A 16,962-nucleotide genomic window follows, 5' to 3' on the forward strand; every position below is an offset into this window, starting at 1 on the left:
GCGGGGCGACGACGGGGATTGCCTGCGGTCAGGCCACGTTCGCGTCGCGCTCGATGGCAGCGAGCCGGTTCTTGAGCCGGTAGCTGGGGCCGTTGATGGAGACGACGTCGCAGTGGTGCAGGAGCCGGTCGAGGATGGCGGTGGCGAGGACTTCATCTCCGAAGGCCTGTCCCCATTCGCTGAAGGTCTTGTTCGAGGTCAGGATGATCGAGCCCTTTTCGTAGCGCTTGGAGATCACCTGGAAGACCAGGTTTGCTTCAGCACGTTCCAGTGGCTGGTAGCCGACCTCATCGACAACGAGAACGCCGGGCCGGAGGTACGTGCGGAGTTTGCTGTTGAGGCGTCCGGCGGCTTCGGCGGCCTTGAGGTGGCGGACCATGTCGTCGAGGGTGGTGAAGTAGACGGAGAAGCCGGCCCGGCAGGCGGCGACCGAGAGCGCGACGGCGATGTGTGTCTTGCCGACCCCGGGCGGTCCCAACAGGGCCGCGTTGCCGTTTGCCTCGACGAAGGCGAGGGTGGCCAGATCCTTGATCTTGCGGGGGTCGAGTTCAGGCTGGAAGGTGAAGTCGTACTCGTCGAGCGTCTTATGGTGCGGCAGCTTGGACAGCCGCAGGCCCTGGCGGAAACGCCGGTCGTCACGAACGGCGAGTTCCTCGGCCAGGACCAGGTCGAGGAAGTCGAGGTAGCCCATCTTGGCCTCATCCGCCCGGCCGGCGTACTGGTTCAGGCTCTCGGCCAGGTGGGGCAGGCCGAGCCTGGCGGCGGTGGTGCGGATTCGGGTGCTGACCAGCTCGCTCAACTGGGCTCCTCCTGAGTGGGGTGGGTGGTGAAGGGACGGGTCCCGGTCAGTTCGTCATAGACGGACAAGGGTCTGCGGCCGACCTCGACACGGACGGCCGCGGCCCGGTTCAGGAGAGCCATCCGCGAGCCGGCCGTCTCCTCGCCAAGTGCGTTCTGATGACGGGGCTGCGAGGGAACGTCACCGGTGGTGGTCCGCCGGTTCTTCCCGTCGGGAAGGCCGTCCCAGTGCTTCTCGTCGACGACGCAGGCTCCACGGCCGACGGCCCTTGGGTGGATCGCCAGCAGCGTGTCGCCGTTGGCGTCAGGGACGGTGGAATGCAGGCTGATCTGAGACTTCGTGACCCTGACTTCCACCAGCTGACGCGGGCGAACCTTGCGGGCCGGCACCGAGTAGAGGTTCGCGTCGAAGGCAACCAGGCAGTCCTTGCCGACGTAGCGAAGGTGCCGCTGAGCGACCACATAGGGCGTCGCCGGCAACGGCCTCAGGGCCCCGTGATCGCGGATGGCTCGGTGCCCGATCACTTAACCGTGGGTGCCGTGCGACTTCGCCCGACGCATCGGCACCCAGGCGTTGAAAGCGGAGTCGAGTTCCTCGATGGAGGAGAAGGATCGTCCGGCCAGGACGTGGTCGCGGAGGATCAGGACTTGCCGCTCGACCCGACCTTTGCCGGTGGGGCGGTAGGCGGCCAGCACGTCGATGTCGAAGTCGTAGTGCCCGGCGAATCCAACCGCTTCCGGGTGCAGGGGAACGGCCTCGCCCGGTGCGACGTGGCGTCGGACCACGGTCTTGGTCCGGTCGTAGACGATCGACATCGGCACCCCGCCGAAGTGGGCGAACGCTTGTCGGTGGCAGTCGAAGAAGGTGGCCAGGTCTTGGCTGGTGGTGAAGCAGCAGAACGGGTCCCGGGAGTAGGACAAGGTCATGTGGAACGAGTAGACCTTCGGGATGCCGACGTGGGCGAGGATCTGCCCTTCGTCTCCCCAGTCAACCTGGGCCTGCGCTCCAGGAACGACCTCGAACCTGCGGTGCAGGCCGGCCAGCTCGCCCGGGCTGATGCCCAGTTCCTCCGCGATCCGCGGCCGGGCCTCCTGCATGTAGAGCTTGACCCGCTGGTAGGTGCCGGTGAAGCCGTACTCGGCCACCAGCCGCTCGTGAACCACGGCACCCTTGATCAGAATCTCGGACCGCAGCATCGCGTCGATCAGAGGCGCGACCTCATCCACCATCCGCCGACGGCCATATCCCGGCGCAGCCCGACGAGGCGGTGCAACCGGGCCTTCGGAGGAGAGGTACTTGCGGACCGTGCGGCGGTTCAGCCCAGTCTCCTTCGCGATCTCCGACAAGCTCATCGCCCCGGACTCGAACAGCCCGCGGAAACGTCGAAGCTCCATCCACCGTTGCGGGTCCAAGACCACGGTCAGCCGCCCTCCGCCACCCTTCACAGGCCCGCAGCAGACTGCCCACGATCAACCCTCGGTACGTCCGGAGGTGGGCACGTTCATCCGTACGTGACTGGGCACGTTCACGTGTACGCCGACACTCGTCCTCGCCGTCGATCGCCCGCAGCGTGTGAGGCATCGCGCGAGCCGAGTCCGCGATGATGAACGCGTCTCTCGCGTCCGTCTTCGCCTCACCCGGGTGAAGGTCGGCGATCCGCCGCATCGTCAGCCCGGGCAAGTAGGCGACCGGGCACCCCATGTCCCTCGCGACCGCCAGGGGCAGGGCGCCGATCGAGGCCGGCTGGTCGACCACGACCAGCACCGTTCCGTGCTTGGCCTGGAGCTTCGCGAAGAGTTCGCGGAGCTTGGGTTCGGTATCGGGCAGGCGCTTGTCGGAGGCGTTCTTCCCGGCCGGGGTGACGGCGGTGGCGTGGTGTTCGTCTTTTCCAACGTCCAGGCCGAGGAAGACGTCGATGTCGCCGGTGTCGATCACGTGCAGGTCCCTCCATCACGCTTTCGTCCGGCCTTACCTGGGCACCGAGCTGCCACATCCACGTTACGGAGAGCTCTGCCGGCCTTGGGTGAAACCGGTGCTCAAGCCCCTCATCAGCGGTCCGTCGATGCCTCCGGGCCCGGTGAGACCACCCCCCGAATCATCAACAACAGGAGGGGGAAGTCACGCCGGACCCGAAGGCCGGAGGCCCATTGCGGAGCCACGAAAACGGCAACGGGGGGGGGAATCTCTGGCAGTGCTGCTGGTCGAAAAGGGCGAGTGCGGAGTGGCGCAACGCGACCATGCTCTCGGCTCCGCAGCCGACGCGGGACTACTGCGGTTTTCAGGGTGGGGTCGGTGGGTCGATAGACAGGCCGGTGGCGGTGAGGCGGCCGTCGGTCAGGTGGGGTCGGAGTTGGATCCTGCGTAACTCGCGGCGGAGTTTGCGGTCGAGGTCGTGGGGTGTGTCGAAGGCAGTGTTGGCCATGGCTCTGCGCACGAGTGACCAGAGGGCCTCGACGGGGTTCAGGTCGGGTGCGTATGAGGGGAGACGGGCGGTGGTGAGCCAGTCGTGCTCGGCTTCGTACTTTTTCAAGCCCGCTGCCAGGTGGGTGTTGAGATTGTCCCAGACCACCACGATGGGACCGTCGCGCTGAATGTGGGCCCTCACCAGCAGGTCTCGGTAGTCCTGCCAGGAGAAGCTCTTCCGTGCCCCTTTCAGGAGCAGATGCTGACGGGGCCGGTAGATCAGTCTGGCGGTCTCGCCGGGTCTGTAGCAGCACAGCGCGGCGACCGAAGTGCTGCGGCGGGATCTTCCCCGAACGCGGACAACGGGCGTGTGGCCACGTCGGCCCCAGGTCCGGGCCCGGGGCGGAGTCATCGCGAATCCGGCCTCGTCCTCGAAGACGATCCACGCCCCGGCTGCCGCCGCGAGACTTTTACCTGCGGCCACACCTCCTTCTTCCACAGCTCCACCGCGTGCTCGTCGCGTTCGAGCGCACGGCGGGCAGGTGCCTGCCAGGACCAGCCGTGCCGCTTCAGCAGCGGCCATACCGTCGTCACCGACAGGCTCAGCCGCAGACGACGGCGGATCACCGTCTGGACCCCGGGCCAGAGTCCAGCGCTCATCGTCGAAGCCGTGCGCTGACGGACCCTTGCCGAGTTCTTCCTCGAGCACCGCGAACTGGGCATCGGTAACGGTCGGGGAGTTGGCCGGGCCCGCGGAGCGCAAAGCATGCCGCCCTCGCGCCAGGCCCGGCGCCAGCGTTCCACCGACCGCACACTCACCCGCAGGTCCTTCGCGATCGCTGCGGTCTTCTCACCCGCCGCGAAACCCTCGCCGGCCTGGAGCCGGATCCTCTCCCGAAACGCCCGACGCTCAGCGGTCAGGCCCCCACCCTCCGGATACCGCATCCCACCGGCATACCGCAGGGATCATGAACCGTCACCATCCGACGACAACCCGAAAACCTCAGTAACTGGTTGTTGCGTGATAGTGGGTGAGGCGTCGTTCGTGGCCGGTGGCATGATCCGGGTTTGGCGATCACGATCAATCGGGTGGTGCTGGCGCATCGACCGTTCACAGGGATCTCTCGGCGTCATCTGGCGCGACTGATCGAGGAGTTGGCGGTGCCGTGGCAGGCCAGCGTCGAGGGCCGTCGTCATGCCGCGCGAGGTGGTGCCAGGAAGCGGGCCGCAGGTGCTGGCGCCCGTCACCAGTTGGTGTTCGTCGACCGGCTGGTGGCCACGCTGATCCATCTGCGGCACGACCTGCCGCATTCGGTGCTGGGGCTGCTGTTCGGTGTCGCCCGCTCGACCATCACCCGTGCGATCGCAGAAGTACGCGCACGGCTGGCCGAGCGGGGATGCGCGGTTCCCGACCGTCCCGGCCTGCGATTACGGACACTGCCCGACGTGTTCGCCTACGCCCAGGCCGAAGGCATCGAGCTGCGCTTGGACGCGACCGAGGTCCAGGTCCGTCGTCCTCCGGCCGGCCGTGGCGGACGGCGCGCTTTCGTTTCCGGGAAGAAGAAGCAGAACACGATGAAGGCCACCGTCATCGCTGACTGGCGTGGCCGCACGTTATGGACCGATGCCCTGCGGCCTGGTCGTATGCACGATGCCACAGCCGCCCGCAACGAGGACATCGCCGTCTGCTTCCAGCACTTCCCCGACGTCGAGGTCCTGCTGGACGACGGCTATCTCGGCCTGAGCCGCGATCACCGCGGGCAGGCAATCACACCACCAAGAAAACCGCGTCCGGGAGCACTGCCCGGCAGAGTCGAACAGTGGGAACGGGACCGCCACGGGCACTCATCCGATCGCATCTCCGTCGAGCACGCCCTTGCCGATCAAAAGCGCTGGAAACAACTGAGCCGCTGGACCCACCGTCGCGACCGCCTCCCCGACACCTACCGCGCCATCGCCAGCCTCGTATCCGAGCACCGCGATGAGCTGACAACGTAGTGAGCAGGACGAACACGCCTCACCCACTATCACGCACCAACTCGTAAGGGCCTGCAGAGGAACAACATGCGGGCGCGTGGTGCGCTGACCTGCGATGTCAAGTCGCAAAATCCGCAAGTCATTTCCCGGCAGGCCCTAAGACGTAGTCAGGGTCGGTTTCGCGCAGAACACGCAGCAGGCCGGGTGCGCGGCCGGCGAGCAGATTGAGCGTTTTCCATTCTCACTCTGAGCTGGTCAGATGGAGGGTGAGGACGGCCTGGACGAGTTCGGTAATCCGGGTGGTCGAGCACCGCAGTTTGCGAAGGAGCCTCCAGGACTTGAGGGTGGCGATGGCCTGCTCGACGAGTGCGCAGATCTTTGCGTGAGACCGGTTCACCGCCTTCTGGCCTATCGAGAGGGTCTCCCACCTGCCCCAGTACGGGGTGCGGACCGTGCCGCCGGCGCCCTGGTAACCCTTGTCCGCCCAGCACGGGATGTCCGCCGCGGTGAGGGTGTCGAGGATGCCGTGCTCGCGGGCCGCACGGATGTCATGGACGGTGCCGGGCAGGGCTGGTGAGGCCCACAACAGTCGGCCAAAGGGGTCGGCAATGACCTGCACATTCATCCCGTGCCTTTTGTGCTTGCCCGAGTAGAACGGCCGGTCCGCGGCGATGCGGTCGATCGGCAGGAGCGTGCCGTCCAGGATCAGATACGCCTTCACCGACGCGGTCCGCACCGCGTCGGCCAGGCCAGGAGCGAGAGCGGCCAGGAGCTCGACAGCCTCGGTGACGTAGCGGTAGGCCGTCGTGGTGCCGATGCCGAACCCTGCCGCGAGCTGGGCATAGGTGTGCCCCACCCGTAGGTGAGCGAGGGTGAGCAGAGCCTGGCGGCCGGCGCTCAGGCGCCGCCAACGGGAGCCGATCGTACGGCGGTGCCGCCGCAACTGCTGCGTGAGGAAGCGGAGGGCAGAGCTGGACACGTCGACGCCCGACGGGTAGACAAGCACGTGAAGCCTCTGGTGGAGACGGTTCTCTTGGTCGAAAACCCATCTACCAGGGGCTTCACCACGTTGTCAGCCCAACCGCCGGACCCAGCAGTCAGGTTGGAAAGGGCTCATTGATGACGGCGGCCGAAGAGGGGTGGGCGGTGCCGACGGAGATACCGAAGCCGCCCGCGATCTGCGCGAGGGGGTCGTGCCGACGCAGGTATACCAGGGCGACCAGCGCACGCTGGTGCGGCGGGAGTTTGCAACGACGGTCACCCCCGCGGGTGACGATAAGCATCGTGACCCACTTGACCAAGGCGTGAGGCAAGTCGAGTGCGGCAGAATACGGATTAACGGCGGCTCCTGTGCCTGTGGGTTGAGACTTCGAACACCTCCTCCAACGCCACGGGAGCCTCGTGCGTTGCGCACCCTGTCGGCGTCACCCGGTCAGTGGCCGAGCTGGAAACCCTCATAGAAATTTCTCATTATTATCGAGTGCCCGAAGAACGGCCGATTCCTCTTCGGAGGGCAGTCGCAAGACGACTTCATTGATGCCCATGTCATGATATTGAATGATGTTCTCCCTGGAGGGGAGAACCGAATAGGGCACGACCTCGGGCATCCCTGCTCGCCCCGCCTCTCGCCAGGTCGAGTGCAAGCGATGTAGTGAATCAGCTAGCTTTCCGTTATCAAGGACTAACCATCCATCTGCATATTCTGCAACATGAGAAAAGAATCTATGGCTTGCCCCACCTCCGAGTAGGGTACGCGGCACACTCTTCACCGGCTTCGGATACACATAACTTGCACTTACGCATCCGAACCGGCCCTCGTATTCGGTTGGCCGATCTGCCCACAGTGCACGCATTAGCGCTATTCGATCTTTAACCAGTGCGCGCCGGGAAGACCACTCGACACCGTGGTCCTCCGCTTCTTCCTTATTCCAACCGAAACCAACGCCAAGTGTGAATCGACCACTCGACAGGAAATCAAGCGTAGCTACTTGCTTCGCTAAATCAATAGGATCATGCTGCGCAACGAGGGTTACACCGGTCCCGATCTGTAGTCGACTGGTGGCAGCGGCTACCTGTCCGAGAGCAACGAAGGAGTTGAGTGTACGGGAGTACTTACGATGCAGGGGTTCACCCAGCGGTGCGGGACTCTTCCGACTGATTGGAATGTGTGTATGCTCAGGCAGGTACAGGGCATGGAAACCGCGCTGTTCGAGTTCTTTCGCTAAACGAACGGGTTTGATCGTTTCGTCGGTCATAAAGATGGTTGCGGAGATTCGCATACAGCCTCCATATGTCATAACAGCGCCGAGTTGCCGCCGCAAGGCTGGCCGCCAGTTTAGAGGTAACTACGTGCCACTGTATTCACAGCTCAGCAGTCCGGCCTCATCGCCAGCCGGCCAGCCAGACCGCCACCGTCTACTTCCAAGACTGAACCAGTAATATAGTCATTATCGGCCACGAATCGCACTGCCTCTGCTATCTCGCTCTCAAGAGCCCAGCGTCCGAGAGGCACGGTCTTCTGCAGTCGTGCCATGTAGCGAGCGTGGGCCGGATCAGACGCGACTTTGTCGCGAAGAGCGTCCCCGTCAATAACACCGGGAGCCACAGCCGCTACTCGAATGCTATAGCGGCTGAGTTCATATGCCCAGGTTCGAGTGAGCGCCGCTACCCCGGCCTTGGAGGCGCTATACGCTGACTGACCATACGCACCTCCACGGACTGCACTCGTTATATTGACGATCACTCCCGGCACGCTGGCCTGTACCATGGAAGCCGCAGCTTCACGACCAACAAGAAAGACACCCGTCAAGCACAGCTGAATGATGTCGTCCCAGGCTTCTGCGGAGTGCCGAGTGATACTCTCGCTACTTGAATCGGCGTGACTATCGTCCGGTGTAGGTCGGACAAGGAGTTGAGAGAGGTTCCTGCCAGCATTATTCACACACAGCCCTATGGGTTCCTCCGCCGTCAATCGGTCAAAAAGGGTGCGTACTGAAGATGGTGACGTAACATCTACCTGGGCGATGTGGAGGTCAATCTCTTCGCTGGCTGCGGTAGTTCTGGCCCTGGCCAGTTCACGGAAATCACGGCTGGCGATCGTCGTTCGCCAGCCGTTCCGCGCGAGGGACTTGGCTATGGCAAGCCCAAGGCCTCGGCTGCCGCCCGTCACGAGAGCGCGTCCCCGTGTGTTCACAAATTCCACTCCCTCGAGATCGTACTAACCGTCTGCCTCTCGCGGCTACAATCGGTACTTTCCATCCGGATCCAGCCGACGGAGCCTAGCCAGCTCCTCACTCGTAATGGAGGGCTCGACGCGCGCGCTTTTGACCTCTGTCCGCCACGACGTGTACCTAGCGACGAGTTGGTCTGGCGACAACTGGTATCCATCCGTGGAGATGGGTAGCCAGCTACTGAGCTCGAACATCTGCTCAGGCGATGACCTCTTGAACACTCCGAATTGGCTGACAACATCACAGATTCGAGTTCCGGGACTAGTGGTATAGGCCACCTTTTCGACGTATCTTCTAGGCGATGCTAGAGCAATGACAATTGAGTCGGCGTTCGAAGCAACGTCGTTGCCTCCGCCGGAGCCAGTTATCCAACGCCCATCTGCAAGCATGCTTGTATTCACAGCTCCGGTCTCGTCAACTTCCGCTGCTGCGAGTACACCCAAACATCGGCTATTTGCTGCCACCATTCCGCCAAGAATTTCGGCAATACCCGTCAATGCCTCGCATCGTTGGGCATTGCTCCGACTGAAGAGGTATATATCCCTGGGCTCGGGTGACATACCGTAAAGACCCCACTCCGCCACTACCTTAATTGGTATGCCAGACTCTTTGAGTTGGTCGGCAGCCAGCCATGCTGCAATATGTGAGGCCCCTACGCCGGCGAGTAATGTGTCGTAGCGGTAGCCGCCACTACCTATAGCCCGAACCTTATTCTGTATCGCGCGGGCCCCTAAAATGATCAGCGATTCCTTCTCTGTCGGTGCACACGATCCCGAAAAAGTAACCTCTGCGTCCGATTGTGCCTCTCGCGCGGAGGGCGATTGTTGCGGACGCCGTCGGCTTAGCTTAGCAAGATACTGCGTATGCCCTGCTGGCCGTGCAATCCATGAATCGAACCAAACCTCCGCCTGCGCCGCATCCGCACATGCTTCCGCAGCCTCCTGCATGAAGCGATAATCGTCATCATAGCTCTCGATTCCGGCGATTCCGCGGCTGTTCAGCGACTGAGGATGGGCGCCGCGAGGGGCCTCGCAGATAGCGAGGACTCGTTGACTCGGTATCACGCTGCTCGCTGGGTGTCCGGTAACCTCGGTCGCTGATACGATTTTCTCAACTGACGCTACTACACCGCGCCGCGCAGCATATGCTGCCCACACGCCCTCGCCATGCGGTGTACTAAGGACGACATTTCCAGCCTCGTCGGCACATACGCCGTGGTACACGGCGACGTCGGGGTGCAGAGGTTTCAACAGGGTGACAAACTGCTTTTTGCACTCGGGATCTTGAAGGCTGAACAGACTACCTTCCTTCCCCTTCGCGAGGTCCGTGCCGGCTAACGAGTTGGTGACCGCATACGGTTGTCCTAGGGCTGCTGCCATCAAGCGCTGAACATAGCTCAGGAGCGTCCAGTGCTCGACATCGAATGGTGTTCCCAAAGCTACGTAGCGATACAGTCGACACGGTCGCGGTGAGGGAACCGAGTCGCCCAGAAAGCACGTGATCACACGCTTGGCCGAGTTAGATATGGCCAGGGCATGCGCATTGGAATGCAATGATGCCACGCTGACAGTTAGCTGTCTTTTACCTCGGAAAACTCGCGCAGTGGCATGCAGCAAGGCATTCGGACGAGACATAGTTGCCGCAAAGTGCACATGATCGTCGATCCGGACGAACTGCTTGATCAGATCGTCGGGGCTTGCTGCTACGTACACGCTGCTCATCAGGCCCTTCCCATAGCGACCACTGCTGTCTGGGCCCCGAAGGCAAAAGCAAGCGAGGCCGCGAAACTCAGGTCGGCGTCACGCACCCCTTCCGCAACATGGTCCTGATCGCACTCCGGGTCGAGGGTGCCTACATTCGCGGTAGGGGCGAGCTGTTGGTGGTGAAGCATGAGGGCAGTGGCGGCGACGTTAACAAGGCCGGCCACTCCGAGAGTGTGACCAAAAATGGGCTTGTTCGAGCCGATCGGCGGAATCAGCTCGGCAGATCGGTCTTCCTCATAAAGCTGCCGAAGGGAACGACACTCGGCGATATCATTGTTTCTGGTGCCAGTGCCATGGCCACAGAAATATCCTATTTCGCTCGCGGACGTCCCTGCTGCTTCTAAAGCCTCATTGATCAGCATGGCAGTCTGCTTTCCAGTCATGTCCATTGTCGTGGCGTGTCCCCCATCAGTATGCGCGCGTTGGCTCAGCAGTAGGGCATAAATCTGGGCATCACGCTGGCGAGCGCTTGAAAGCCGCTCAAGACACATTGCGACGGCTCCTTCTCCAAGAGCCATGCCATCACGGTCGACGCTGTACGGGCGGATGGCGGAGGCCGGATCGTGCCGGCGTGAGGTCAGGACGCCGGGCCCCAGAGCGAGAAAACATCTCATCACTTCAGGAGTGATAGGAAACTCCCGACCACCAGCGATCACGGCATCGCTGCGCCCAGCCCGTAGCTCACTGGCAGCGACACCGAGCGCATGATGGCCTCCGACACAGGCGCTTGTCACTGTCATGGTCGGACCTCGCGCGCCGATGGCCATGGCGCTCAGTGACGCCGCGCTGCTCGGCAGTCCCTGGAACATGGCACCAGCGTTGCCGTACCTGGTGTTGTCAGGCTGCGGCGTCAACCACCACTCAGACGTGCCTCGCGAGCTGGATTGGACCACGGATACCCGACGTGGGTCACACGCGCTCAGTGACAATCCCGAATCCCGCCAAGCCATGGAAGAAGATGAAATTGTAGCCAAGATCTCTTTGCTGTACTTGTCGGCATGTCGCTCAGGCAGGTCTGGTAGATAGTCGCGGTAGTCGAAATTATCCATCTCCGCTGCCACTGTTACCGGAAGGTCTTCGGCTGCAGTATCAAATCGGGTAATCATTCGGATCTGGGAGTCGCGTTTCGCTAGACGCGCCCAGAACTCATCGGTGCTGTGTGCCCCAGGCAGCAGTATGCCGAGTCCAGTGATGGCGATTGGCTCCTCCACGGTGCATGCCCCACTATTCTGAATTAGGAATCTCGTCGGCGTAGATGCGCTCGCTCTTGCGCCAGCTTGTCTGCTTTGAGTGGCACAGGCGGGCGGCGAGATGGCAGCAGAGTCACTTCTGGGACGAGCGTTCGCGGGGAAAGCAGAAGGAGATACCGCAGAGTTTCTACTACGTCTTCTACGGGAATCATTTGATCAGTTGTAAAATCCTCGCGATAAAGGTCCGCCAATGATGTGTCCACCAGCCCCGGACATATTGCTACCGCGTGAACTCCGGAGGCGGAGAGTTCGCAGTTGAGGGCGCGGGTGAACCCTACAACTCCGTGCTTGGCCGCGACGTAAGAACTCATGTTGGGACGCCCCTCGGTTCCTAGGACTGAGGCGATATTGCATATGAGTGCTCTACCGTGTTCTGCTGCGGCTTGCTGTAACAGCGGAAGCGATTCGCGGGTGAAGAGCATCAATGAGCGCAGGTTCACGTCGAGCTGCACATCCATTCTCTTCGTGGACAACTTCTCCAGGGGCCCTCGCATCGCTACCCCTGCGCTGTTCACGAGTAGATCGAGTCGTCCGAACCGTCGAGAATGTTCCGCCATGACGTGCTTGATCTGGTCTTCGGCGTCGTCGGCCGATAGGTCTGCCTGAGCCGCACCGGCCGCGCATCCTATCTCGCGCAGAATCTCGGTACTTCTGTCCAGTCGTCCAAGATCACGACCGACGAGAGTGATCCTGTAGTTCATTCTGCCAAGGAGAGTGGTCAGGGCGTACCCGATGCCCTGACTTGCTCCAGTTACGATGGCAGATTTATGATCCGACTGCACTCATGCCCCCCTTCTTGTCCTCGTGTACGGTTGCTCTGAATTGTGCCTACTGTGATTCCGTCAGCCTGGCCGCTGGAACCTTCTTATATCCCGTGCGACAATGCGAAAAATATCGGCAGGGTGAAATAGAGCCGTCGGGCCGGATAGCATGTGAATCAATGCGACGAGCCGTTTCCCTGTGGCAGGATTCGTCGGAGCGATAGGAAGCCATCGTTTCATGTACCACCGTAAACAACGGACCGTCAGAGATGGTCTGACGTCTTTCAGCCATCCCCAATCGTTGGCAGTGGCGAAGAGCCAGGGCCACCACACTACCCGTGCTATTTTCCGCTGGAATCGAGGCCCGAAGCCCTGTAGCGTGCGACGCCTGGCGAACCTCCGCAGCTCCTTTCTAAGCACGGAAGCAGAAAGAAGAGAAACGGTCATCCCCTGGGCGTAATTGGGGTTCAATGCACACACAGAGTCCCCAATCACTACTACGTTATCCGGGGACTTACGGGTACGTTCGTAAGAGATCCGCCGATTCTCCGTGCGTCCATACCGATAGACAGGAGTTACCGGACGCATAGGTGCGATAGCCGCCGAGACAGGATTCTGCAGGGATGCGATGAAGTCCTCGAATTCTTGCGTGCTGCTAGGGGGGCGCTCCCCAGCTGCCGCTTGCAGCGTGACCAACATGCGGTCTCCCTCGATGCGTTGCGCAATGCATCCACGGCGTTTAGCAGGAGCGTGAACCTGATCAATAAGTAGATTCCAGCCAGGCCACATTCCTACTGTGTTCTCATAGACACGCGACGCGTACCATAGCTGCGCCTTCACAACGGTTGCACCTGGCCGAGGTAGTCCAGCCGCCTCGAACCAGTCAGCAAAATGGGATGATCGCCCGGTAGCATCAACAACAAGGTCAGCACCCAATACCTTGCGAGCCGACCGGCCGTGGAGACTGACACCTGCAACCCGGCTTTCGGCGATGCGAAGACTGTCAACTGTGCAACCATCCAAGATAGTCACACCGGGCAAAGCAAGTAGGCGCTGGCGTAGGCGCTCCTCCAATAGGGTCCGGCTGAAGCATTGCGCCTGTGCTCCCACGTGAGAGTTGGCGAACCACACGCCCATAAAGCGGCGTACGATTTCCCCGACATCGAAGGTAGGTGCCCCCGCTTTTTCGAGTTCCGTTGCCAATCCAGGGAACAAAGTCTCAATTTCTGCTGCCCCACGAGCGATCATCACATGCGCATGTCGAGCTTGTGGAGTACCGCTCCGAAACGACTTGTGACTGCCGAATTCTTCGCGTTCGACTATTGTCACTTCCTCAAAGTAATCGGATAGCACCCGGGCAGACAGCAGGCCTGCTACCCCTGCGCCGGCTACAACCGCACGCGCGAATGGTCGGCACGACGCAGAAATTTTCTGCTGAGGAACGTTCATTTGATCGATAAGTATTCTATGAGTTGTTTATCGATTGCTGACTGCTACCGGATTTGTGGCGGCTGGTCCACTTTGACTTACCGGTAGCTGAAGAGCATTGCACCCCAGCTGAAGCCGCGGCCAATGCTGACACCTAGCAGAAGTTCACCGGGACGGATGGTCCCGGACCTGACATACTCTGACAGCGCTCCGGGCAAGCCGGCGCTGGAAGTGTTGCCACGTCGTGGCAAGTTCAATAAGACGCGGTCTCGTGGAATCTTCATTTCGTCAGCAAAAGAGTTCAAGAGGTTGATGTTGCCCTGATGTGGCACACACCATGTGATGTCATCAACCGTCAGATCATTCCGCTGCAATATGCTTTTGGCCGCATCGATAAGAAAGTGTGGTCCCATCTCGCCAACGAGCCTACCTTTCATGATCATTTTATCCTGGTCGTCGATATCGAAAGCATGGTAATAGGTGGCGTCTGCTTTCAGTTCGATGTCTATAATGCCTCCAGTCGCACTGTCATCCATTTGCAAGACGGTGGCAGCAGCTCCGGCGCCGAACAAAACCGAGTTCCGAAAATTGGGATTCAAAATAGGCTGAGGATTTTCGGCACAGACAACCAATGCGGTGCGTAGGCCCATAGTGGCCATTAGCCCACGAGCAGCGGCGCTCGCATACAGGAACCCGGCGCAGGCAACGGCAGTGACGTCGAAACAAAAGGCAGAAGTGAGGCCCAGCTGATACTGCAGGGGCAGCGATATGTCCATGTAGTTGTTGCCGATGGAGGAAGGGTTAGTACGTGGCCTGGCTGTGGCACTCGTTCCGATCACCATATCCACGTCGCCAGGAGATAGACCCGCATCTTCTATGGCCAGGCGTGCGGCCTTAGCGCCCATCTCGGCTATGCGTTCCATCGGATCCGTTACATAGTGCCGCTGGTGAACTCCGGTGTGCTCGATGATCCATTCATCGGTCACGTTGAGTTGTGAGTTGCTCTCGAAGCGCGCATTGGAAACTGGCGTGCCGGGATAGTAATGACCCACGCCGATTATTGACATCCGGCTGAAACGTGCTGGAAGTTGCTGGCTTCGTATTATCATGGTTACTCTTGCGTCTTTCACCCACGGTTCTTTTTCGGCTGCGGTTTCGGCTGCGGTTGGGATGGGCTGGCGCTGTCAGTTACGAAACGGATCCTGGGCCTTTGCGTGAATTCTCTGTGTCGCTTCTATCAGGGCAGCGCCTTGAGGAGCATCGGGTTTCACGTGCAAAATTGTGCTTATGCGACTGAGAGTCCAGTAGAAACCTATGAGGTGTAGAAGTTCCACTGTCTGCTTGTCACCCAGAGCGGAGCGAACGCTGTCGAGGGCCGACTCGGGAACATGACGCGCTGATACGACCAGGCGGGAAAACACCATGGTGGCGTGTTCAGAAGGCTTGAAATGCAATGGGTCATGGTCACCCGATGCAATTTCGTCGATCTGTTTTGGCGTGAAGCCGACGCTCCTGGCAATGTCAGAATGATGAGACCATACGTAGCGCGCCCCAGCCGTGTGGGAAACAACTAGAATTGCAAGTTCTCGAAGCCTGAGCGGTAAGTCAATGTCCAACATCAGGTAAGCGCCCAGCTCAAGCATTGGACGCAGCGTAGCGGGCGAAGTCATCAGCGCCCTGAATATGTTGAGATCCAGGCGAACAGTATCTTCGTACCATGTGCGTAAATCCGAGGATAGCCGGCGCGGATCAGCGGGAGGAATGTCAGTCATGTGGCTTTTTTCCTGCATCCTGCATCCTGCAAAACCGAGTTGCGATGATGGAAGATGACTTCACTTGGGCGAGGAGATCGGATGGGGACACCCGAGAGCGTGCCGGCTCTGGCGCGTGAGTACGGCACTTGAGAGCGCCCTGCTTTGTCTCGACGCCCAAGATCGAAGCGTCTTGTTCAGTTACTTGATACAGGCTCCGGGGCAACACCGAGCTGGACACGGATGCGATATCCGTCCCAATAGTCTTCAATATGCGTGAAGAGACCATCTCTGGCTTCGAAGACAGTGGTTCCCTCAAGAGAGAAGCGCTGACCAGTGGCCGGAATATTAGGTGGGAGAGGGCCTTCTGCAGTACCGCTGAACGTCCATACCGCGCAGGCTGAAGTTTCGTCCTGGATAATTACGCGCTTGATCTTGACGTGCATGTCCGGGACGTTTTTGTACCAGTTAGCAATAAAGGGGCCAACTCCTTCCTTTCCGGTCACCTTGACTGCCGACGTGTAGTCTTCCCAGACAGCGTCATCTCGGAAGAGGCGCACCAGATCTTCGACACTCTGGCGACACATCGCGTCAGCCCAGTCCTGGATGAGATCTGCCATCTTCATTTTGCTCGTCCCTTCTGGGTCACGTTCCGCGTGACTTCGGCGTCCCCGCCTTGCCTGATCATTCCCGCGGGGTCGTGCTTCGAGTTTCCGGAGCTAGGGCAGGTTGCTGACTCACTGAGCCTTTTCCAACCTGGCCGCCGGGTACGTCGACCATGCCGGCGGGGCGTTCGCGGCGCGGCGGCCGACTGTGGATCTGCTGGTTACAGGATTGCCACTGGTCGGCGTTGTCGCTGCCCGACACGCCTTTGACCAGCATAGACGTGAGGTTGGAAAAGGCTCACTGTGGCGTCCGAAGATCGCTGCGCCACTTCTGCAGTCCAGACTCGGTGTCCGCAACCGATGCAGGTTTCGTTCACTACATGCGGTGATCGCGGGATCTGGTTCCATCATTTTGCGCTTCCGAATCCCCTGCGTGAGTAGTTGCTACTCATCATGAGTAGCAACTACTCCATAGGGTGATACGACGATGCTTGGTTGCACGGGTGATCTTTGAGGCGTGTTGGCGTCGGCTGCGGGTCGCTCGCCCTGAGAGGTCGTTTTCTCCCGTTGTTTCATCCCGGAATCTGCTGTTTTGTCTGCGGTTTCGGGTCGCGCCAGGAGATGGTGCTCTCGCTGGTGAGGCGGCGGGCCATGAGGTCGGTCATGGCGATGTGGATCATGGCTTCGGATCGGTGCGGGTGGGTTTCGTAGTCGCGGGCCAGCCGGCGGTGGAGCATGAGCCAGCCGTAGGTCCGCTCGACCGCCCAGCGTTTCGGGATGGGAATGAATCCCCTGCTCCCGGGCTTGCGTTGAGTGATTGCCATGTCGATGCCGAGGGTGGCTGCGTGCTCGACGAGGTGCTGGCGGTAGCCGCCGTCGACCCACACTTTGCGGATGCTGTGAACCGTTCCGGGTTCGGTAGAGACTCGATTCCGTGAAAGGATCGAGTCATGGCACGCCCTTCCTCCTACCCCGCTGAGCTGCGTAAACGAGCG

The 16,962-nt window shown here is 60.8% G+C and carries 15 protein-coding genes and 3 pseudogenes; 1 reads left to right on the forward strand and 17 read right to left on the reverse strand.

The window, feature by feature from the left end; translation table 11 throughout:
• Positions 1-28 precede the first annotated feature (28 nt).
• The 5 genes and pseudogenes from istB to ACZ6CZ_RS34905 form a co-directional block, all read right to left on the reverse strand.
• Positions 29-799 (reverse strand): IS21-like element helper ATPase IstB, encoded by a 771-nt coding sequence (istB, locus tag ACZ6CZ_RS34885; RefSeq protein ID WP_469029453.1) that lies wholly within the window; start codon positions 797-799, stop codon positions 29-31.
• On the reverse strand, positions 796-1,323 hold the full coding sequence (locus ACZ6CZ_RS34890; protein WP_469029456.1) for a Mu transposase domain-containing protein: 528 nt from the start codon (positions 1,321-1,323) through the stop codon (positions 796-798). The genes istB and ACZ6CZ_RS34890 overlap by 4 nt, the downstream gene beginning before the upstream one ends.
• Positions 1,324-2,193, reverse strand: coding sequence for an IS21 family transposase (gene istA, locus ACZ6CZ_RS34895; RefSeq protein ID WP_469029458.1), 870 nt, complete (start codon positions 2,191-2,193; stop codon positions 1,324-1,326).
• 148 nt (positions 2,194-2,341) lie between these two features.
• A pseudogene (locus ACZ6CZ_RS34900) lies at positions 2,342-2,734 on the reverse strand (IS110 family transposase); the annotation flags it as partial.
• Positions 2,735-3,077: 343 nt separating this feature from the next.
• Positions 3,078-4,147, reverse strand: a pseudogene (locus ACZ6CZ_RS34905) (IS630 family transposase).
• A 123-nt stretch (positions 4,148-4,270) separates the two neighbouring features.
• On the opposite strand from ACZ6CZ_RS34905, the gene ACZ6CZ_RS34910 reads away from it, so the two are divergent.
• A complete protein-coding gene (locus tag ACZ6CZ_RS34910; protein ID WP_469029461.1) occupies positions 4,271-5,200 on the forward strand; it encodes a transposase in 930 nt (309 codons plus the stop codon).
• 220 nt (positions 5,201-5,420) lie between these two features.
• Here the strand turns inward: ACZ6CZ_RS34910 and ACZ6CZ_RS34915 are convergent, their stop codons facing one another.
• From ACZ6CZ_RS34915 to ACZ6CZ_RS34970, 12 genes and pseudogenes are all read right to left on the reverse strand, one after another.
• Entirely contained in the window at positions 5,421-6,185 is a 765-nt protein-coding gene (locus ACZ6CZ_RS34915; RefSeq protein ID WP_469029464.1) for a transposase family protein, read from the reverse strand.
• Between the two features lie 115 nt (positions 6,186-6,300).
• A pseudogene (locus tag ACZ6CZ_RS34920) lies at positions 6,301-6,462 on the reverse strand (helix-turn-helix domain-containing protein); the annotation flags it as partial.
• A 171-nt stretch (positions 6,463-6,633) separates the two neighbouring features.
• Positions 6,634-7,458 carry a TIGR03619 family F420-dependent LLM class oxidoreductase gene (locus tag ACZ6CZ_RS34925; RefSeq protein ID WP_469029466.1) on the reverse strand — a complete coding sequence of 275 codons (825 nt, stop codon included), beginning with the start codon at positions 7,456-7,458 and terminating at the stop codon, positions 6,634-6,636.
• An 89-nt stretch (positions 7,459-7,547) separates the two neighbouring features.
• Positions 7,548-8,381, reverse strand: a complete 834-nt coding sequence (locus ACZ6CZ_RS34930) for an SDR family NAD(P)-dependent oxidoreductase (RefSeq protein ID WP_469029469.1) — start codon at positions 8,379-8,381, stop codon at positions 7,548-7,550.
• A 36-nt stretch (positions 8,382-8,417) separates the two neighbouring features.
• The gene (locus tag ACZ6CZ_RS34935; protein ID WP_469029472.1) at positions 8,418-10,130 is read right to left on the reverse strand and encodes a CoA-transferase; all 1,713 of its coding nucleotides are present in this window, start codon (positions 10,128-10,130) and stop codon (positions 8,418-8,420) included.
• Positions 10,130-11,383, reverse strand: coding sequence for a beta-ketoacyl-[acyl-carrier-protein] synthase family protein (locus tag ACZ6CZ_RS34940; RefSeq protein ID WP_469029475.1), 1,254 nt, complete (start codon positions 11,381-11,383; stop codon positions 10,130-10,132). The genes ACZ6CZ_RS34935 and ACZ6CZ_RS34940 overlap by 1 nt, the downstream gene beginning before the upstream one ends.
• 23 nt (positions 11,384-11,406) lie before the next feature.
• Positions 11,407-12,204 carry an SDR family oxidoreductase gene (locus ACZ6CZ_RS34945; RefSeq protein WP_469029478.1) on the reverse strand — a complete coding sequence of 266 codons (798 nt, stop codon included), beginning with the start codon at positions 12,202-12,204 and terminating at the stop codon, positions 11,407-11,409.
• A gap of 60 nt (positions 12,205-12,264) precedes the next feature.
• Positions 12,265-13,632: an FAD-dependent oxidoreductase gene (locus ACZ6CZ_RS34950; protein WP_469029481.1), complete on the reverse strand. Its 1,368-nt coding sequence runs from the start codon at positions 13,630-13,632 to the stop codon at positions 12,265-12,267.
• A gap of 77 nt (positions 13,633-13,709) precedes the next feature.
• Entirely contained in the window at positions 13,710-14,741 is a 1,032-nt protein-coding gene (locus ACZ6CZ_RS34955; RefSeq protein ID WP_469029484.1) for a ketoacyl-ACP synthase III, read from the reverse strand.
• Positions 14,742-14,795: 54 nt separating this feature from the next.
• Positions 14,796-15,383: a carboxymuconolactone decarboxylase family protein gene (locus ACZ6CZ_RS34960; protein WP_469029489.1), complete on the reverse strand. Its 588-nt coding sequence runs from the start codon at positions 15,381-15,383 to the stop codon at positions 14,796-14,798.
• A gap of 176 nt (positions 15,384-15,559) precedes the next feature.
• Positions 15,560-15,982, reverse strand: coding sequence for an ester cyclase (locus ACZ6CZ_RS34965; protein WP_469029492.1), 423 nt, complete (start codon positions 15,980-15,982; stop codon positions 15,560-15,562).
• Between the two features lie 557 nt (positions 15,983-16,539).
• Positions 16,540-16,962: transposase (locus tag ACZ6CZ_RS34970; protein WP_469029495.1), on the reverse strand; the 423-nt coding region annotated here is incomplete at its 5' end.

The sequence above is a fragment of the Streptomyces sp. NPDC041135 genome (assembly GCF_055592085.1).

Bases quoted from the DNA above. Each gene is read 5' to 3' on its own strand.
- istA (WP_469029458.1), bottom strand. From the start codon at position 2,193: ATGGAGCTTCGACGTTTCCGCGGGCTGTTCGAGTCCGGGGCGATGAGC.
- ACZ6CZ_RS34925 (WP_469029466.1), bottom strand. From the start codon at position 7,458: ATGCGAATCTCCGCAACCATCTTTATGACCGACGAAACGATCAAACCC.
- ACZ6CZ_RS34935 (WP_469029472.1), bottom strand. From the start codon at position 10,130: ATGAGCAGCGTGTACGTAGCAGCAAGCCCCGACGATCTGATCAAGCAG.
- ACZ6CZ_RS34950 (WP_469029481.1), bottom strand. From the start codon at position 13,632: ATGAACGTTCCTCAGCAGAAAATTTCTGCGTCGTGCCGACCATTCGCG.
- ACZ6CZ_RS34960 (WP_469029489.1), bottom strand. From the start codon at position 15,383: ATGACTGACATTCCTCCCGCTGATCCGCGCCGGCTATCCTCGGATTTA.
- ACZ6CZ_RS34965 (WP_469029492.1), bottom strand. From the start codon at position 15,982: ATGGCAGATCTCATCCAGGACTGGGCTGACGCGATGTGTCGCCAGAGT.